At 68.4% G+C, this 15997-nt stretch carries 17 protein-coding genes; 16 read left to right on the top strand and 1 reads right to left on the bottom strand.

Features of this window, described 5'->3' with window-relative positions:
* Positions 1–104: 104 nt before the first annotated feature.
* From AB0K21_RS20895 to AB0K21_RS20845, 11 genes are all read left to right on the top strand, one after another.
* Positions 105–530: a hypothetical protein gene (locus AB0K21_RS20895; protein ID WP_343975665.1), complete on the top strand. Its 426-nt coding sequence runs from the start codon at positions 105–107 to the stop codon at positions 528–530.
* Between the two features lie 71 nt (positions 531–601).
* The gene (locus AB0K21_RS20890; RefSeq protein WP_343975662.1) at positions 602–817 is read left to right on the top strand and encodes an AtpZ/AtpI family protein; all 216 of its coding nucleotides are present in this window, start codon (positions 602–604) and stop codon (positions 815–817) included.
* A gap of 67 nt (positions 818–884) precedes the next feature.
* The gene (atpB, locus tag AB0K21_RS20885; RefSeq protein ID WP_343975659.1) at positions 885–1673 is read left to right on the top strand and encodes a F0F1 ATP synthase subunit A; all 789 of its coding nucleotides are present in this window, start codon (positions 885–887) and stop codon (positions 1671–1673) included.
* 65 nt (positions 1674–1738) lie between these two features.
* A complete protein-coding gene (gene atpE, locus AB0K21_RS20880; protein WP_343975656.1) occupies positions 1739–1960 on the top strand; it encodes an ATP synthase F0 subunit C in 222 nt (73 codons plus the stop codon).
* Positions 1961–1990: 30 nt separating this feature from the next.
* Complete coding sequence (locus tag AB0K21_RS20875) at positions 1991–2536, top strand: F0F1 ATP synthase subunit B (RefSeq protein WP_343975653.1); 546 nt, start codon at positions 1991–1993, stop codon at positions 2534–2536.
* Positions 2536–3345 carry a F0F1 ATP synthase subunit delta gene (locus tag AB0K21_RS20870; RefSeq protein ID WP_343975650.1) on the top strand — a complete coding sequence of 270 codons (810 nt, stop codon included), beginning with the start codon at positions 2536–2538 and terminating at the stop codon, positions 3343–3345. The genes AB0K21_RS20875 and AB0K21_RS20870 overlap by 1 nt, the downstream gene beginning before the upstream one ends.
* A 23-nt stretch (positions 3346–3368) precedes the next feature.
* Complete coding sequence (gene atpA / locus AB0K21_RS20865; RefSeq protein ID WP_343975647.1) at positions 3369–5018, top strand: F0F1 ATP synthase subunit alpha; 1650 nt, start codon at positions 3369–3371, stop codon at positions 5016–5018.
* Between the two features lie 3 nt (positions 5019–5021).
* The gene (locus AB0K21_RS20860; protein ID WP_343975644.1) at positions 5022–5924 is read left to right on the top strand and encodes a F0F1 ATP synthase subunit gamma; all 903 of its coding nucleotides are present in this window, start codon (positions 5022–5024) and stop codon (positions 5922–5924) included.
* Position 5925: 1 nt separating this feature from the next.
* Entirely contained in the window at positions 5926–7353 is a 1428-nt protein-coding gene (atpD, locus tag AB0K21_RS20855) for a F0F1 ATP synthase subunit beta (protein ID WP_343975641.1), read from the top strand.
* 68 nt (positions 7354–7421) lie between these two features.
* Positions 7422–7829 carry a F0F1 ATP synthase subunit epsilon gene (locus tag AB0K21_RS20850; RefSeq protein WP_343975638.1) on the top strand — a complete coding sequence of 136 codons (408 nt, stop codon included), beginning with the start codon at positions 7422–7424 and terminating at the stop codon, positions 7827–7829.
* 44 nt (positions 7830–7873) lie between these two features.
* Complete coding sequence (locus AB0K21_RS20845) at positions 7874–8287, top strand: DUF2550 domain-containing protein (protein WP_343975635.1); 414 nt, start codon at positions 7874–7876, stop codon at positions 8285–8287.
* 11 nt (positions 8288–8298) lie between these two features.
* On the opposite strand, the gene AB0K21_RS20840 is transcribed toward AB0K21_RS20845, so the two are convergent.
* Positions 8299–8889, bottom strand: a complete 591-nt coding sequence (locus AB0K21_RS20840; protein ID WP_343975632.1) for a cob(I)yrinic acid a,c-diamide adenosyltransferase — start codon at positions 8887–8889, stop codon at positions 8299–8301.
* A gap of 67 nt (positions 8890–8956) precedes the next feature.
* Here AB0K21_RS20840 and AB0K21_RS20835 point away from each other — a divergent pair, with 67 nt between their 5' ends.
* The 5 genes from AB0K21_RS20835 to AB0K21_RS20815 all read left to right on the top strand — a co-directional run bounded on the left by AB0K21_RS20835 (position 8957) and on the right by AB0K21_RS20815 (position 15892).
* Entirely contained in the window at positions 8957–12109 is a 3153-nt protein-coding gene (locus AB0K21_RS20835) for a S41 family peptidase (RefSeq protein ID WP_343975629.1), read from the top strand.
* Between the two features lie 94 nt (positions 12110–12203).
* A complete protein-coding gene (locus tag AB0K21_RS20830; RefSeq protein WP_343975626.1) occupies positions 12204–13262 on the top strand; it encodes an ABC transporter ATP-binding protein in 1059 nt (352 codons plus the stop codon).
* 2 nt (positions 13263–13264) lie between these two features.
* A complete protein-coding gene (locus tag AB0K21_RS20825) occupies positions 13265–14062 on the top strand; it encodes an ABC transporter permease (RefSeq protein WP_343975623.1) in 798 nt (265 codons plus the stop codon).
* Positions 14063–14180: 118 nt separating this feature from the next.
* On the top strand, positions 14181–15302 hold the full coding sequence (locus AB0K21_RS20820) for a histidine kinase (RefSeq protein ID WP_343975620.1): 1122 nt from the start codon (positions 14181–14183) through the stop codon (positions 15300–15302).
* Complete coding sequence (locus AB0K21_RS20815) at positions 15299–15892, top strand: response regulator transcription factor (protein ID WP_343975617.1); 594 nt, start codon at positions 15299–15301, stop codon at positions 15890–15892. The genes AB0K21_RS20820 and AB0K21_RS20815 overlap by 4 nt, the downstream gene beginning before the upstream one ends.
* Positions 15893–15997 lie beyond the last annotated feature (105 nt).

The raw sequence follows: 15997 nt of genomic DNA, 5'->3' as shown, positions 1-15997 counted from the left end.
GCGCTCTTCCATGAGCTTGTGATAGCTTTCACTAACGGATCCATGGTTCAGCTGGATCTGTGAGGTAGCAATCGCTCGCTTGATAACAGTCACTGGGAGTGCCGATGCAGGCCAATGACGTGCGCGTCCTCAAAGGGGCCGTGATACCCACCGCCGCCGCGGGTGCGGTCGTCATCCTCGCGACGGCTCTGCTCTCCGGTGCCAAGGGGGCTCTGGGGGCCGCGATCGGCCTGTTGGTGGTGGCGGTCTTCTTCACGATCAGCCTGGTCGCGGTCTCCTCCGCGAGCCGGGTCTCTCCCGTCGTGATGATGGTCACCGCGATCGCCACCTACGCGGTGAAGGTCCTGATCATCATGGCGCTCCTCAAGGTGTTCGAGAGCGCCACCGCGTTCGAGCCGCGCGCCTTCGGCTGGTCGGCGATCATCTGCACCGTCGTCTGGACGGCCGGCGAGATGCGGGGCTTCGTGAAAACGAAGATGCTCTATGTCGACCCGAGTGCCGCGGTTCCCGGACAGGGCGGCCCCCGATGAGGCGTATCATGACCGGGCGACGGGACCCGATATGACTAGTCATCTCCCCGGCTGCTATTGTCATGCCCGCAATGAGCGAACAAGAACGCAGGCCCGAGAGCGATGGCCGCGACTTCGCCAACGCTGCCTGGTCGGTTCCCAGCTACATTCTCTCCGGGATCATCCTGTACGGCGGCGGCGGTTGGTTGCTGAGCCGTTGGACTGGCGTGGCCGTGTTCACACCGATCGGAGTGATCGTCGGTGTCGTTCTCGCCATCTACCTGGTCTACCGGAAATACGGTCGCTGACCTCGCGCGGCGGTCGCTTCGCTGACGAAGCAGTCTTGATCCACTACCACGTTGAAGGGAACGCCGCGTGAAGGCGCTGACGGTCCTCGCCGCCGACGAGTTCAAGGCCCCGGGGCTTGAGCTGTTCGATCTCCCCCCGATCATTCCCGGCGTCACCTGGTTCACCAAGCCGGTGCTGCTCGCCCTGTTGAGCTCGATCGTGGTCATAGCCTTCTGCTGGTCGGCCTTCGCCAACCCGAAGCTGGTGCCCAGGGGCATCCAGAACATCGGTGAGTACGGCTACATGTTCGTCCGCGACCAGGTCGCCCGTCCCTTCCTGGGCAAGGACGCCGACCGCTGGATGGGCCTGCTGCTGAGCCTGTTCTTCCTGGTCTGGATCTGGAACCTGATGGGGGTCGTCCCCTTCCTGCAGTTCCCGATCGCCTCGCACATCGCCTTCCCGATCGTCCTGGCGGTAAGCGTCTACGTGCTGAAGATCTACCTGGGCATGAAGCACCAGGGGGGGCTCGGCTACTTCAAGAACATGATGTTCCCCCCCGGCCTGCCCAAGCCGATCTACGTGCTGCTCGCGCCGATCGAGTTCCTCTCCAACATGATCGTGGCGCCGTTCACCCACGCGGTGCGACTCTTCGCCAACATGTTCGCGGGCCACATCATCCTGGCCTTCTTCAGCGCCGTTGGTTTCTGGTTCCTCTTCGAGCAGCTCACGCCGCTCGGCGCTCCGGTCGGTGTCGTCGCCGTCATCATGACGATCGCGATGACCGCGTTCGAGATGTTCATCCAGTTCCTGCAGGCCTTCCTGTTCGCGCTGCTCGCCGCGATGTACATCGGCGGCTCGCTGCACGCCGAGCACTAAGACCCTTCTCCTCCAGTTCAGACCGGTGAGACCCGTTCACCGGCCATCTTGTAAAGGAAACAGCAATGAGCATCCTCGCTGAGGTCACCGGCAACATCGGCTCCATCGGTTACGGGCTCGCCACGCTCGGCCCCGGCATCGGTGTCGGTCTCATCTTCGGTAACGGTCTGCAGGCCATCGCCCGCCAGCCCGAGACCTACGGCCTGATCCGCCAGAACATGCTGCTGGGCTTCGTGCTCGTCGAGGCGCTGGCCCTGATCGGCCTTGTCGCGCCGTTCATCTACTGATCGAATACACCCTGACGGAAGGCTGCATCGATGACATCCGCAGCTACGCTCCTGGCGGCCGAGGGCTCCAGCCCGATCATGCCGCACCTCTACGAGCTGGTCGTCGGCGGTTTCGCGTTCTTCGTCGTCCTCTTCGTCGTCGGTAAGATCCTCACCCCGCGAATCCAGAAGACCCTGGCCGAGCGGACCGATGCGATCGAGGGCGGCATCAAGCGAGCCGAGGACGCCCAGGCCGAGGCCCAGGCGCTGCTCAAGCAGTACAAGGACCAGCTCGCCGAGGCTCGTCACGAGGCTTCCCGCCTGCGTGAGGAGGCTCGCGAGCAGGGTGCGCAGATCAAGGCCGAGCTCCGTGAGGAGGCGCAGGCCGAGGCCCGCCGTCTCGTCGAGGCCGCGCACCTGCAGATCGAGGCCGACCGTCAGCAGGCGTTCGCCCAGCTCCGCGCGGAGCTCGGCCGTCTGTCGATCGATCTGGCCGGCCGTATCGTCGGCGAGTCCCTTGAGGACGAGGCGCGCCAGCGCCGCACCGTGGACCGGTTCCTTGAGGAGCTCGAGTCGAGCAGCGCGGCGGTCCGCTGATGAGAGGTCTGAGCAGGGCTTCGCTGGCCGAGGTCGAAGAGCGCTTCAACGCCGTCGCGGGGAGCGCCGACCTCGGCACGCTGGCCGACGAGCTCTTCTCGGTCGCCGACCTGTTCGACCGTGAGCACGGGCTCCGCCGCAACCTCTCCGACCCCGCCCGGCCCGCGGCCCAGAAGGCGCAGGTCGTCCGGGTGCTGCTGGAGGGCAAGGTCAGTGATGCCGCGCTGGAGACGGTCGTCGCGGCCGTGTCCGCGCGGTGGGCCCGCTCCGGCGACCTGGCCGACGCGCTTGAGCGTCTCGGTGTCATCGCGGCCTCCGCGGAGGCCGAGGCGCAGGGCAGGCTCGACGACGTCGAGGACGAGCTGTTCAGGTTCGGGCGCATCGTCGCCTCGAACCTGGAACTGCACCGGACCCTGACCTCCACGGCGGCACCGGAGCAGGGCAGGCGGGAGCTGCTGGGCTCCCTGCTCGCCGGCAAGGTCGCCCCCACCACTCTCCGCCTGGTCACGCAGCTCGTGGTACACCCGCGAGGACGTAGCCTGGACAGTGGCCTTGAGGAGTTCGGAAAGCTGGTCGCCGCCCAGCGGCAGCGCCTCGTCGCGGTGGTGCGCAGCGCCATCGTGCTCTCAGAGGAGCAGAAGCAGCGTCTCGCCACGTGGCTGCGCACCTCGTACGGCCGCGACGTTCATCTGAACGTCGAGGTGGATCCGCGGGTGCTGGGAGGGTTCTCGGTGCACATCGGGGACGATCTCATCGACACCACCATCGCGGGACGAATCGAAGAAGTCCGCCGCCGGTTGGCCGGCTAGGCGAATAGGGAGACTGAAGAGAGATGGCGGAGCTTACGATCCGGCCGGACGAGATCCGGGACGCACTTGAGCGCTTCGTCCAGGCGTACGAGCCGGAAGGCGCCGCGCGTGAGGAGATCGGGACCGTCGTCGACTGCGGCGACGGTATCGCCCATGTCTCCGGCCTTCCCTCGGCGATGGCGAACGAGCTGCTTGAGTTCGAGGACGGCACGCGTGGCCTGGCACTGAACCTGGACGTCCGGGAGATCGGTGTCGTTGTTCTGGGCGACTTCAGCAAGATCGAGGAGGGCCAGTCGGTCCGCCGGACGGGCGAGGTCCTGTCCGTGCCGGTCGGCGACGGCTTCCTCGGCCGAGTGGTCGACCCGCTGGGCAATCCGCTGGACGGCAAGGGTGCCATCGAGTCCGAGGGTGTTCGTCCCCTCGAACTTCAGGCGCCTTCCGTCGTGCAGCGCCAGCCGGTGAAGGAGCCCCTCGCCACCGGCATCAAGGCGATCGACGCGATGACCGCGATCGGCCGTGGCCAGCGCCAGCTGATCATCGGTGACCGTGGCACCGGCAAGACCGCGATCGCCGTGGACACCATCCTCAACCAGCGGGAGAACTGGCTCTCCGGCGACCCGGACAAGCAGGTCCGTTGCGTCTACGTCGCGGTCGGCCAGAAGGGTTCCACGATCGCCCAGGTCAAGGCTCGCCTTGAGGAGGCGGGCGCGCTGGAGTACACCACCATCGTCGCCTCTCCGGCGTCCGACCCGGCCGGTTACAAGTACCTCGCCCCCTACACCGGTTCGGCCATCGGCCAGCACTGGATGTACCAGGGCAAGCACGTTCTCATCGTCTTCGACGACCTGACCAAGCAGGCCGACGCCTACCGCGCGGTCTCCCTGCTGCTCCGTCGTCCGCCGGGCCGTGAGGCCTACCCCGGCGACGTCTTCTACCTGCACTCCCGCCTGCTGGAGCGCTGCGCGAAGCTGTCGAAGGAGATGGGTTCCGGCTCGATGACCGGTCTGCCGATCATCGAGACGAAGGGCAACGACGTCTCGGCGTTCATCCCGACCAACGTCATCTCCATCACCGACGGCCAGGTCTTCCTGGAGACGGACCTGTTCAACGCCGGTGTCCGTCCCGCCATCAACGTCGGTGTCTCGGTCTCCCGAGTCGGCGGCTCGGCCCAGACCAAGGCGATGAAGTCGGTCGCCGGCACGCTGCGCCTGTCGCTCTCCCAGTACCGGGACCTGGAGGCCTTCGCCTCCTTCGCCTCCGACCTGGACGCGGCCTCCAAGGCCCAGCTGGAGCGCGGCCAGCGCCTGGTCGAGCTGCTCAAGCAGCCGCAGTACAGCCCTTTCCCGGTCGAGCAGGAGGTCGTCTCCATCTGGGCCGGCACCACCGGTGAGCTCGACGAGGTCCCGGTCGAGGACATCCGCCGTTTCGAGGCGGAGTTCCTGGACTACATCGGCCGGGAGAAGAAGGGCATCTTCGACAGCATCCGCGAGACCAAGGCCCTGTCCGAGGACACGGTCACCGCTCTCAAGGACGCCGTCACCGCGTTCAAGAGGACCTTCGAGACCTCCGCGGGCGAGCTGCTGGTCAACGAGGAGCCGGTCGAGGCGCTCGGCGCCGAAGAGGTCGGCCAGGAAAAGATCACCAAGCGCGTCCGTACGGCTGAGAAGAAGTAGCCGATGGGTGCCCAGCTAAGACTGCTGCGGCGGCGGATCAAGTCGGTCAAGTCAACGGCGAAGATCACGCGCGCCCAGGAGCTCATCGCTTCATCGCGCATCGTGAAGGCGCAGTTGCGGATGCAGGCGGCGGTGCCGTACGAGCGCGAGATCACTCGCGCCGTGACGGGCGTCGTCAGCAACACCGCCAGCGTCGACCACCCGCTGACCGTGGAGAAGGAGCGGCCCGCCAGGGCCGCCGTGCTCATCGTCACCAGCGACAGCGGCTTCTGTGGCGGCTTCAACGCGAACGTGCTGCGTGAGGCCGAGGCTCTTGCCGGTCTGCTGAAGGACAGGGGCATCGAGCCCGTGCCCTTCGTGACCGGCCGCAAGGGTGTCGCCTGGCACAGCTTCCGTGGCCGTGAGATGAGCGGGCAGTGGACGGGGTTCTCCCGCAAGCCCGCCTACTCGGACGCCAAGGAGATCGCCGGAGTGCTGATCGACTCGTTCTCGGCCGAGGACGGGGTGGACGAGATCCACATCGTCTCGACCCAGTTCGTCTCGATGCTGACGCAGGAGGTCGTGATCAAGCGAATCCTGCCGCTGGAGGTCGAGGAGACCGTCGAGCCGGTGGACAGCACGCCACTGCCGTACTTCGAGTTCGAGCCCAGCGCGGCCGATGTCCTCGACACGCTGCTGCCGCGCTATGTGGAGTCGCGCATCTTCAGCGCGCTGCTCCAGTCGGCGGCCTCGGAGGAGGCGTCACGTCGCCGGGCGATGAAGTCGGCGACCGACAACGCCAACGAGCTCATCCGAACGTTCACCCAGCAGATGAACCAAGCTCGCCAGGCCGAGATCACCCAGGAAATCAGCGAGATCGTCGGTGGCGCGAGCGCGCTGGCTGACGCCGCAGCGGGGAAAGAGTGAAATGACTGCACAGACTGTTGAGACCGGCGTGGGCCGCGTCGCGCGGGTCACCGGTCCCGTCGTCGACGTGGAGTTCCCCGTCGAGGCGATGCCCGATATCTACAACGCGCTCACCACCGAGGTCACCCTCGCCGGGGAGACCAAGCTGCTGACCCTGGAGGTCGCCCAGCACCTGGGTGACAACCTGGTCCGGGCCGTCTCCATGCAGCCCACCGACGGTGTGACCCGTGGTGCGGCGGTGACCGACACCGGCGCGGCCATCTCCGTGCCGGTCGGCGACGTCGTCAAGGGCCACGTGTGGAACACGCTCGGCGAGGCGCTGGACGTGCCCACCGCGTCGCTCAAGATCGAGGAGCGCTGGGGCATCCACCGCCCTTCGCCCGCCTTCGACACCCTTGAGTCGCGCACCGAGATGCTGACCACCGGCATCAAGGTCATCGACCTGCTCACCCCGTACGTGCAGGGTGGCAAGATCGGCCTGTTCGGCGGCGCGGGCGTGGGCAAGACCGTGCTGATCCAGGAGATGATCCGCCGGGTCGCCCGCAACTTCGGTGGCACCTCGGTGTTCGCCGGCGTCGGCGAGCGCACCCGTGAGGGCAACGACCTCTGGCTGGAGATGGAGGAGGCGAACGTCCTCAAGGACACCGCCCTCGTCTTCGGCCAGATGGACGAGCCCCCGGGCACCCGTCTGCGCGTCGCGCTCTCCGCCCTGACCATGGCGGAGTACTTCCGTGACGTGCAGAAGCAGGACGTGCTGCTCTTCATCGACAACATCTTCCGGTTCACCCAGGCCGGTTCCGAGGTGTCCACCCTGCTCGGCCGCATGCCGTCCGCGGTGGGTTACCAGCCGACCCTGGCCGACGAGATGGGTGTTCTGCAGGAGCGCATCACCTCGACCCGCGGTCACTCGATCACCTCCATGCAGGCGATCTACGTCCCCGCGGACGACATCACCGACCCGGCCCCGCACAACGCGTTCGCGCACCTCGACGCGCAGACCGTGCTTTCGCGGCCGATCTCGGAGAAGGGCATCTACCCCGCGGTGGACCCGCTCGACTCCACCTCGCGGATCCTCGACCCGCTGATCGTGGGCGAGGAGCACTACCGGGTGGCTCAGGAGACCAAGCGGATCCTGCAGAAGTACAAGGAACTGCAGGACATCATCGCGATCCTCGGTATCGACGAGCTCTCCGAAGAGGACAAGGTCACCGTCAACCGGGCCCGTCGTATCGAGCGCTTCCTGTCCCACCCGATGTACGCCGCCGAGGCGTTCACCGGTCAGCCCGGAGAGAACGTGCCGCTGGACGAGACCATCGCCTCGTTCAAGGGCCTGTGCGCCGGCGACTACGACCACCTGCCCGAGCAGGCGTTCTTCATGGTCGGTGGCATCGACCAGGCCGTGGCCAAGGCCAAGGAACTCGCCCGCTAGTCGCCTTCGGTGCCGGTACGGTCACGCGGTCGTACCGGCACCTGGTTCGATAAGGAACTGGAGAGAAAGTGGCGAAGCTGCGAGTAGGCGTCGTCTCCCCGGAGCGGGAGATCTGGTCCGGCGAGGCCGACATGGTGATTGCCAAGACCGTCGACGGCGAGATCGGTATCATGCCTAAACACGCACCCGTGCTCGGCGTTCTCGTCGAGGGCGGGCTGCTGAAGATCAAGCGAGGTGACGGCGAAGCCGATCTCGTCGCCGCCGTCCACGGAGGATTCCTCTCGGTGGCCGACGACGAGGTGTCGATCCTGGCCGAGATCGCCGAGCTTGGTTCCGAGATCGACATCGCCCGGGCCAGGAGCGCGCTGGAGCGGGCTCAGGCCTCGGTCGAGTCCGGCCAGGAAGACGCGGACGCGGCTGCCGAGGCCAAGCGTGCCAGGGCCCGGCTGCGCGCGGCCGGAGAAGAAGTCGGATAAATTCGGCTTCTCAGCGGTAAGGGCTTGTTGGGGGGCGGGCAGACATGGTGGTGCTGGACGTACTCATCGTGGTGGGGCTGCTCGTCGCCCTCCTGGCGCTCAGGGTGCTCATCCTGACCCGCTTCCGAGGATCGGTGCTGTGTTGCCTGCGCCCCATGTCGAGGGAGCGAGGGTGGCGGGTCGGAGTGGCCCGCTATGCCGACGGCCACCTCAACTGGATCCCGCTCATAGGTCTGCTGCCAAGGCCGCGCCACGTCATCGTGAGGCGCGGCCTTGTCGTTTCCGGCCGTCGTAAGGTCGGCCCCGGTGAGTTCTTCGGGTTCATCGAGGGGGTGACGGCGCTTGAGTGCCGCAACGGGCAGAGCGCCTTCGAACTCGCCATGGGATACCGCGCGCTGACCGGTTTCGTGGCCTGGCTGGAGTCCGCCCCGCCCAGCGCCCATCTCGACGTCGCCTGATCCTTTCCGCGTCAGCGGGTGCCGCCGGGCTTCCAGAGGATCTCGTCGCCGCCCGCGGCCACCCGGCAGAGGATGAACATCAGGTCGCTCAGCCGGTTGAGGTACTTCGCGGTCAGCGGGTTGACGTCGTCGTGGGCCTCCATCGCCGACCAGACGGTCCGCTCGGCCCGCCGGACCACGGTCCTGGCGACGTGCAGCCAGGACACGGCCGGGGTGCCGCCGGGCAGGATGAAGCTGCGCAGCGGCTTGAGGCGCTCGTTGAACTCGTCACAGCGCGCCTCAAGCCATTCGATGTAGGAGGGCTCGACCCGCAGCGGCGGGAACTCGGGGTTCTCCGTGACCGGGGTGCAGAGGTCGGCTCCGACGTCGAACAGCTCGTTCTGGATCCGGGTGAGAACGGCGGTGACGTCCGCCTCCAGGGAACCCGTGGCCAGTGCCACACCGATCGCCGCGTTGGCCTCCTCGACGTCCGCGTAGGCGGCCAGGCGAGGGTCGGTCTTGCGGGTACGGCTCATGTCGCCGAGCGCGGTCGTGCCGTCGTCTCCGGTGCGGGTGTAGATCTTGGAGAGCACCACCGGGTTGTCTCTGTCAGCTCGCGTCATGCCGTCCAGCTTATCCGGGGCGAAAATTACCCCCGATTCACCTGATAGTCGACAATATGATTTGTTAATGGTTTCTGGTTTCTACCTGCGATACCCACACCTCTCCCACAAGACACTGACCTTCGTCGCGGACGACGACGTCTGGGTGGCTCCGGCGGACGGCGGCCGGGCGTGGCGCCTCTCCGCCGACCGGGCTCCCGCGAGCCATCCCCGCCTCTCACCCGACGGCACCAAGGTCGCCTGGTCCAGCGTTCGTGACGGCGCCTCCGAGATCTACCTGGCGGATCTGGACTCCGGATCCGCCGAGCGGCTGACCTACTGGGGGAACGCGCGGACCCGCGCGCGCGGCTGGACACCGGAGGGAGAGGTCCTCGCGACCAGCGCGACCGGCCAGCCGTTCCTCTGGCAGACCTGGGCCTACGCGCTCGGCGACGGAGTCGAGCGGCTGCCGTACGGTCCGGTCAACGACCTCTCGGTCACGGAAGACGCGGTGGCACTTCTCACCGCGGCGCTCTTCCGTGATCCGGCGACCTGGAAACGCTACCGGGGCGGTACGGCGGGCCGGCTGTGGGTGCGGCGGGGAGAGGGTGACTTCACCCGGATCCTGACCGATCTGAACAGCCAGCTGGCCGATCCGATGCTCGTCGGGGGCCGGCTCGCCTTCCTCTCCGACCACGAGGGCATCGGTAACCTCTACTCCTGTGAGCTGGACGGCACCGGCCTGCGCCGCCACACCGACCACGAGGCCTTCTACGCCAGGAACGCCGCCACCGACGGGAGACGGATCGTCTACCAGAACGCCGGTGACCTCTACCTTCTGGACGACCTTGACGCCGAGGCCCGCAAGCTCGACGTCACGCTCGGCTCCCCGCTGCGGGGGCGGCAGCCCTACCAGGTCAACGCGGGCAGGCGGCTGCACGACCTGGCCGTGGACGCCACCGGGCGGGCCAGCGTGGTGGAGGTCGCCGGGACGGTGCACTGGGTGACCCATCGGGATGGCCCGGCGCGGCAGCTCAGCACCGGCCTGTCGGCCGGGCGGCCCCGCCTTCTCGGCGACGACCGGGTGGTGTGGGTCTTCGACGACGGTGAGACCCAGGGACTGGAGATCGTCCCCGCGGGGGGCGGGGAGAGCCGCAGGATCGCCGCGGGCAAGCTGGGCGAGGTCGGGGACCTGGCCGTCGCACCCGACGGGAACGCGATCGCGGTGAGCGCCAGGGACGGGCGGCTGCTCCTGGTGGACGTGGCCTCCGGCGAGGTGGTGGAGCTGACGAGGGCCCACGGTGAGATCCGGGGTCTCGCCTGGTCGCCGGATTCGGGCTGGCTGGCCTGGTCACACCCGGACAGCGAGCATCTGCGCAGGATCAGGCTGGCCAGGGTGGCCGACCGGGTGGTGACCGATGTCACCGACGGCAGGTTCGCCGACATCTCGCCCGCGTTCGCCGGGGACCACCTGGCGTTCCTGTCGCGGCGTGGCTTCGACCCGATCTATGACGCGCACTCCTTCGACATGTCCTTCCCGCTCGGCTACCGGCCCTATCTGGTGCCGCTGGCCGCCTCCACGCCGTCCCCGTTCGCGCCCAGCTCCGCGGGGCGGCCCGTCGCCGACTCCGGTGACGACGACAAGCGGGACGAGGCCGCGATCACCGTGGACCTGGACGGCATCGCCGCCAGGGTCGTGCAGGTGCCGGTCCCCGAGGGACGGTATTCGGACCTGCGGGCGGTCAAGGGCGGGTTCGTCTGGCTGCGCGAGCCGCTGGCCGGGGAACTCGGCGAGGACAGGGACGAGGTGGGGAGCGAGGCGCCCCGGGCGGCGCTGGACCGTTACGACCTGGACAAGCGCAAGTGGGAGGAAGTGGTCGACAAGCTCGACTGGTACCGGGTGAGCGGTGACGGCACGCAACTCGTCGTCAGTGACAAGGGCACGCTCACGGTCCGCCCGGCCGCCGGCAAGCCGGGCACCAAGAACGGCGACGAGACGACCGTCGACCTGTCCAGGATCCGGATCACCGCAGATCCTCAGGCCCTGCGCCGGCACGCCTACGCCCAGGCGGGCCGCCGGATGCGCGCCGACTTCTGGGTCGAGGACATGGCCGACGTCGAATGGGAGGCCGTGCTGGAGGAGTACCGGCCGCTGGTGGACCGCGTCGCCACCGCCGACGATTTCGCCGACCTGCTCTGGGAGGTCGTGGGGGAGCTGGGCAGCTCGCACGCCTATGTCGACGCGGCGGCCTGGGGTTACCCGGCCTCGGAGCCGGTCGGCCTGCTCGGTGCCGATCTCTCCCTGGGGGCCGACGGCCGCTGGCAGGTGGACACGGTGCTGCCCGCCGAGTCCTCCGACGTGCACGCCCGCTCGCCGCTGGCCGGGCCCGGGGCGGCGGTCATGGAGGGAGAGGCGCTGCTCGCGGTCGACGGCCGCCCGGTGCCACCGGAGGGTCCCGCCCGGCTGCTGGTCGGCGCCGCGGACAAGCCGGTCGAGCTGACCCTGGGCGGTGGCCGGAGGGTGGTCGTCACGCCGCTCGGCGACGACAGGCGCCTACGTTACCAGCACTGGGTGGCCGGGCGCCGGGCACGGGTCAGGGAGCTCGGTGGCGGCCGCCTCGGCTACCTGCACATCCCGGACATGGTCGCCGAGGGCTGGGCGCAGTTCCACCGCGACCTGCGCAGGGAGATGACCTTCGAGGGGCTGGTGGTGGACGTACGGAACAATCGAGGCGGTCACACCTCCGAGCTGGTCATCGAGAGGCTGATCCGCCGGGTCATCGGCTGGGACCTGCCCAGGGGCATGAAGCCGATCACCTATCCCGAGGACGCGCCGCGCGGCCCGCTGGTCGCGATCGCCAACCAGAACGCCGGATCCGACGGCGACATCGTCACCGCGGCCTTCAAGATCTACAAGCTCGGACCGGTGGTGGGCACTCGCACCTGGGGTGGCGTCATCGGCATCGAGGGCAGCCACCGGCTGGTCGACGGGTCGCACATCACCGTGCCCAGGTACTCCTTCTGGTTCGAGGGGCTCGGCTGGGGCGTGGAGAACTACGGCGTCGAGCCGGACGTCGAGATCGACATCAGCCCCGACGACTGGGCGGCGGGCAGAGATCCGCAGATCGAGGAGGCGGTACGGCTCGTGCTGGCCGCGCTGGACGAGCGCCCGGCGGCGACCCCGCCCGACGCCTCCACCCGGCCGTCCCGCCGCCGCCCCGCGCTGCCGCCCCGCCCGTAGTTGACATTTGTCATCTAAAAGATCTTAAAGATCATATTTTTCCAGTGATATTGGCGACTACCTGCTCAAACGCGGGAAGACGACGATTGTCGCCATGAGAACACCACAGGTGACGGATCCGCCCGGCGCCGCGACCGCCGGCCTCGACAACGTGATCGAGGTCGGCGGGCTCCGGCAGGCGTACGGCGACTTCGAGGCGGTGCGCGGCGTCTCCTTCAGCGTTCCGAGGGGCGAGCTGTTCGCCCTGCTCGGCACGAACGGCGCGGGCAAGACCACCACCGTGGAGGTCCTGGAGGGGTTCAGAGCCGCGACCGGCGGTACCGTCCGAGTGCTTGGACTCGACCCGGTCGGCCAGCGCCGCCAACTGCGGCCCCGGGTGGGGATCATGCTGCAGGAGGGAGGGTTCATCGGTGACCTCACGGTTGCCGAGACCGTCGGCCTGTGGAAGGGACTGAGCGAGGACGCGGGCCGGCCGGTCACCCTCTCCGGCACCACAGAGCCGCCGGCGGGCTCCGGACTGCTGGGGCGCTTTTGGGGCGTGGACCGGCAGACCATGGGCGCGCTGGAGTTGGCCGGGCTGGAGAGGAAGGCCAGGACGAAGGTCCGGCAGCTCTCCGGCGGCCAGCGGCGCAGGCTCGACCTCGCGCTGGCGGTGATCTCCCGGCCGGAGGTGCTCTTCCTGGACGAGCCGACCACCGGGATGGACCCCGAGGCGCGCCGCGCCACCTGGAAGGTGATCGAGGACCTGCGGGTGGGGGGCACCACGGTGCTGCTCACCACCCACTACCTGGAGGAGGCCGAGCGTCTCGCCGACAGGCTGGCCATCATGCACGAGGGCCTGATCCACCTGCACGGCACCGTCGAGGAGGTGGTGGCCGGGGCCGGTGACCGGGTCTCTTTCCGCCTTCCCGGCATCACCTGGAGCTTCGACGATCTCCCTCGGCTGGACGGCGCGGCCCCCGTGCTCACCTACGGCGGCGCCACAGAGGTCGCCTACACCCTGACCGTCGGGCGGCCGGAGACCCGCGCGCACGAGGCGGTCCGGCACCTCCTGGCCTGGGCCGACGTACGGGGCGAGAGCCTGGAACGGCTGGCCGTACGGCGCGGAACCCTGGAAGACGCCTTCATGCGAGTCGCCGGAGAGGTCGAGTAGTCATGAGGATCGACGTTCTGCACGCGGTACGGCTCGCCAGGCTCGACCTGACCCTGATCGGCAGGAACACCACGGTCCTGTTCAACGTGCTGTTGCTGCCGTTCCTGATGGCCTGGGCGTTCACCCAGACCGTCGGTGACGCGGAGATCGACGGTGTGGCCGGAAGGCTGTTCGTGCTGACCGGGGTGCCGGGGTTGATGCTGGCCTTCGCGGTCTTCGTCAACCTGGTGAACTCCTTCACCGCCCGGCGTGAGGAACTGGTGCTCAAAAGGCTGCGCGCCGGCCAGCCGTCCGGTCTGGCGATCCTCGGTGGCAGTGCTCTCGGGGCGCTGGTGCTCTATCTCGGCCAGGTGCTGCTGCTGGCCCTCTGGATCCAGCGGTCCGAGGGCGTCACGGTGGCCAACGTGCCGCTGCTCGTGACCGCCGTGGTCCTGGGGGTCCTGCTGTTCGGCCTGCTGGGCGCCGCCTTCTCGGGGATCACGCCCAACGCCGAGGTCGCCCAGGTCACGGTGCTTCCGGTGCTCCTGATCGTGCTCGTCGGCGCCCCGATCGCCTTTCCCTCCGACGCGCTGCCCGGCACGCTGGGCACCGTCTCCGCCCTGCTCCCGGCGACCCCGGTCGTGGAGATCGTACGCACCGCCTTCCTGGGCGGGGACCACGTCTCCGGCGGTGGGGAGGCGTTGAGCACGGCTGGGCAGTGGGCGGCCGCACTGCCCTCACTGGCGATGCTGCTGGCCTGGATCGCGGTGGCGGGGCTGCTGGCCCGGTGGCTGTTCCGCTGGGAGCCCCGGCGCGGATAGCGTTGATTACGAAATGTCATCCGAAACTAGCCGGAAAGGGATGAGGCGTCTCGGACGCCTCATCCCCTTCGCGCTTCCCCGGGGGAGGAAGCGGTCACACCTCCAGCGGCTCCGCCGGATGACCGTTCTCTCCCTGAGCATGGGTATCGTCATGGCCTGGGCCGGTCCCCTGGGCGCGCTGGCGAAGGTGGACGAGCGGCTCCCGCTCACCCCACTGCTTGTCGGGGTGCCCGGCCTGGTGGTTTTCACAGTCCTCTCCCTGAGGATCCTTCAGGCGGCGGTGGCGGGGAGCAGCGCCGGAGGCGCGATCCTCACCTCGGCCATGGTCGCGGTGGTCCTCATGCTGACTCAGGACGGCCATCTCTGGTCCTGGGGGCTGCTCGCCCCGGCATGGGCGTCGGGTGCCGCGCTGCTGCTGAACAGGTCCGCCACGATCGCCGCCTGCGTCGCCGCGGCCGTCGTCGGCCCGCTTCTTACGTCACCGGTCGCCGATCTCGCCAACGTGTTCGCGCCGCCGTACGCGGACGATCCCCGCCCCCTCCTCATCATCTACCTCGTGGTGAGTGTGGTGGCGCCGTGGACGAACCGGTTCCAGCTCTGGTTCTGGCAGGTGGTCAGGGCCGCCGAGGAGGGCAGGGAAGCACAGGCCAGGCTGGCCGTCACCGAGGAGCGGCTCCGTTTCTCCCGCGACCTGCACGACCTGGTCGGGCACAGCCTCACCGCGATCGCGGTCAAGAGCGAGGTGGCCGTCAAGCTGTCGAGGGTGGACATCGGGCGTTCCACCGGGGAGATGGAGGAGGTGCGGACCTTGGCGCGGCAGGCGCTCAAGGAGATTCGCGCGGCGGTGCGCGGCTACCGGACCGTCGATCTCGCCGCCGAGCTGCGCGGGATGATCGCGGTGCTGGAGGCGGGCGGTGTCCGCTGCACGCTGAAGGAGCCGGGTGATCAGGTGCCTGAGAAGGCGGCCACGCTGCTGGCCTGGGTAGTGCGCGAGGGCACCACCAACGTGCTGCGGCACAGCTTCGCCACCAGGTGCCGGATCGCGATCACGATCCAGGAGGGGAACGCCGTGCTGGAGATGACCAACGACGGGGTGGCCGAGATAGACGGCGTCGGCGGCACCGGTCTCATCGGGCTGTCGGAGCGGGTAACCGCCACCGGCGGATCCGTCACGGGAGGCCCGGGGGGCCCGGGGGAGTTCAGGCTGCGGGCGACGGTTCCGCTGGAGGAAGCACGATGATCCGGGTACTGCTGGCCGATGACGAGCACCTGGTCAGAGGGGCGATCGCCACCCTGCTGGGCCTGGAGCCGGACATCGAGGTGGTGGCCGAGGTGGCCAGGGGGGACCTGGTGGCCGAGGCCGTGAGGGAACACCGGCCCGACGTGATCGTGCTGGACATCGAGATGCCGGGGATGGACGGGCTGAGCGTCGCCGAGACGTTGCCGGGCCACGCGGTGCTGGTGCTGACCAGCTTCGGCAGGCCCGGCTACCTGCGGCGGGCGCTCGCCGCCGGGGTGCGTGGCTTCATCCCCAAGGACACCCCCGCCGATGAGCTGGCGAAGGCGATCCGCAAGGTCTGGTCGGGCGGGCGCTACCTCGACCCGGAGATGGCCGCCTCGGCGATGATGGCCGGTGAGAGTCCTCTCACCGAGCGCGAGCGCGGCTCCCTGGAGCTGGCCGCGCAGGGGGCCTCGGTCGCCGAGATCGCTGCCTCGCTCCATCTCACCCAGGGCACCGTGCGCAACTACCTGTCCAGCGCCATCACCAAGCTGGGCGCGACCAACCGGATCACCGCCATACGATTGGCTCAGCAAAAAGGTTGGCTTTGATCCGAGTTTTATCTGTTGATTCGGGCACGGGGTTCTCATGTGGGTAAGAAGAGTGAATTCGGAAGCGGGAGAGGTTCGCGGCTTCTTGCACGCTGTGCCATCATA

The sequence above is a fragment of the Streptosporangium sp. NPDC049248 genome, assembly GCF_040678965.1.
Classification (GTDB): Bacteria; Actinomycetota; Actinomycetes; order Streptosporangiales; family Streptosporangiaceae; genus Streptosporangium; species Streptosporangium fukuiense.
This window is presented reverse-complemented; position numbering and strand designations above follow the sequence as displayed.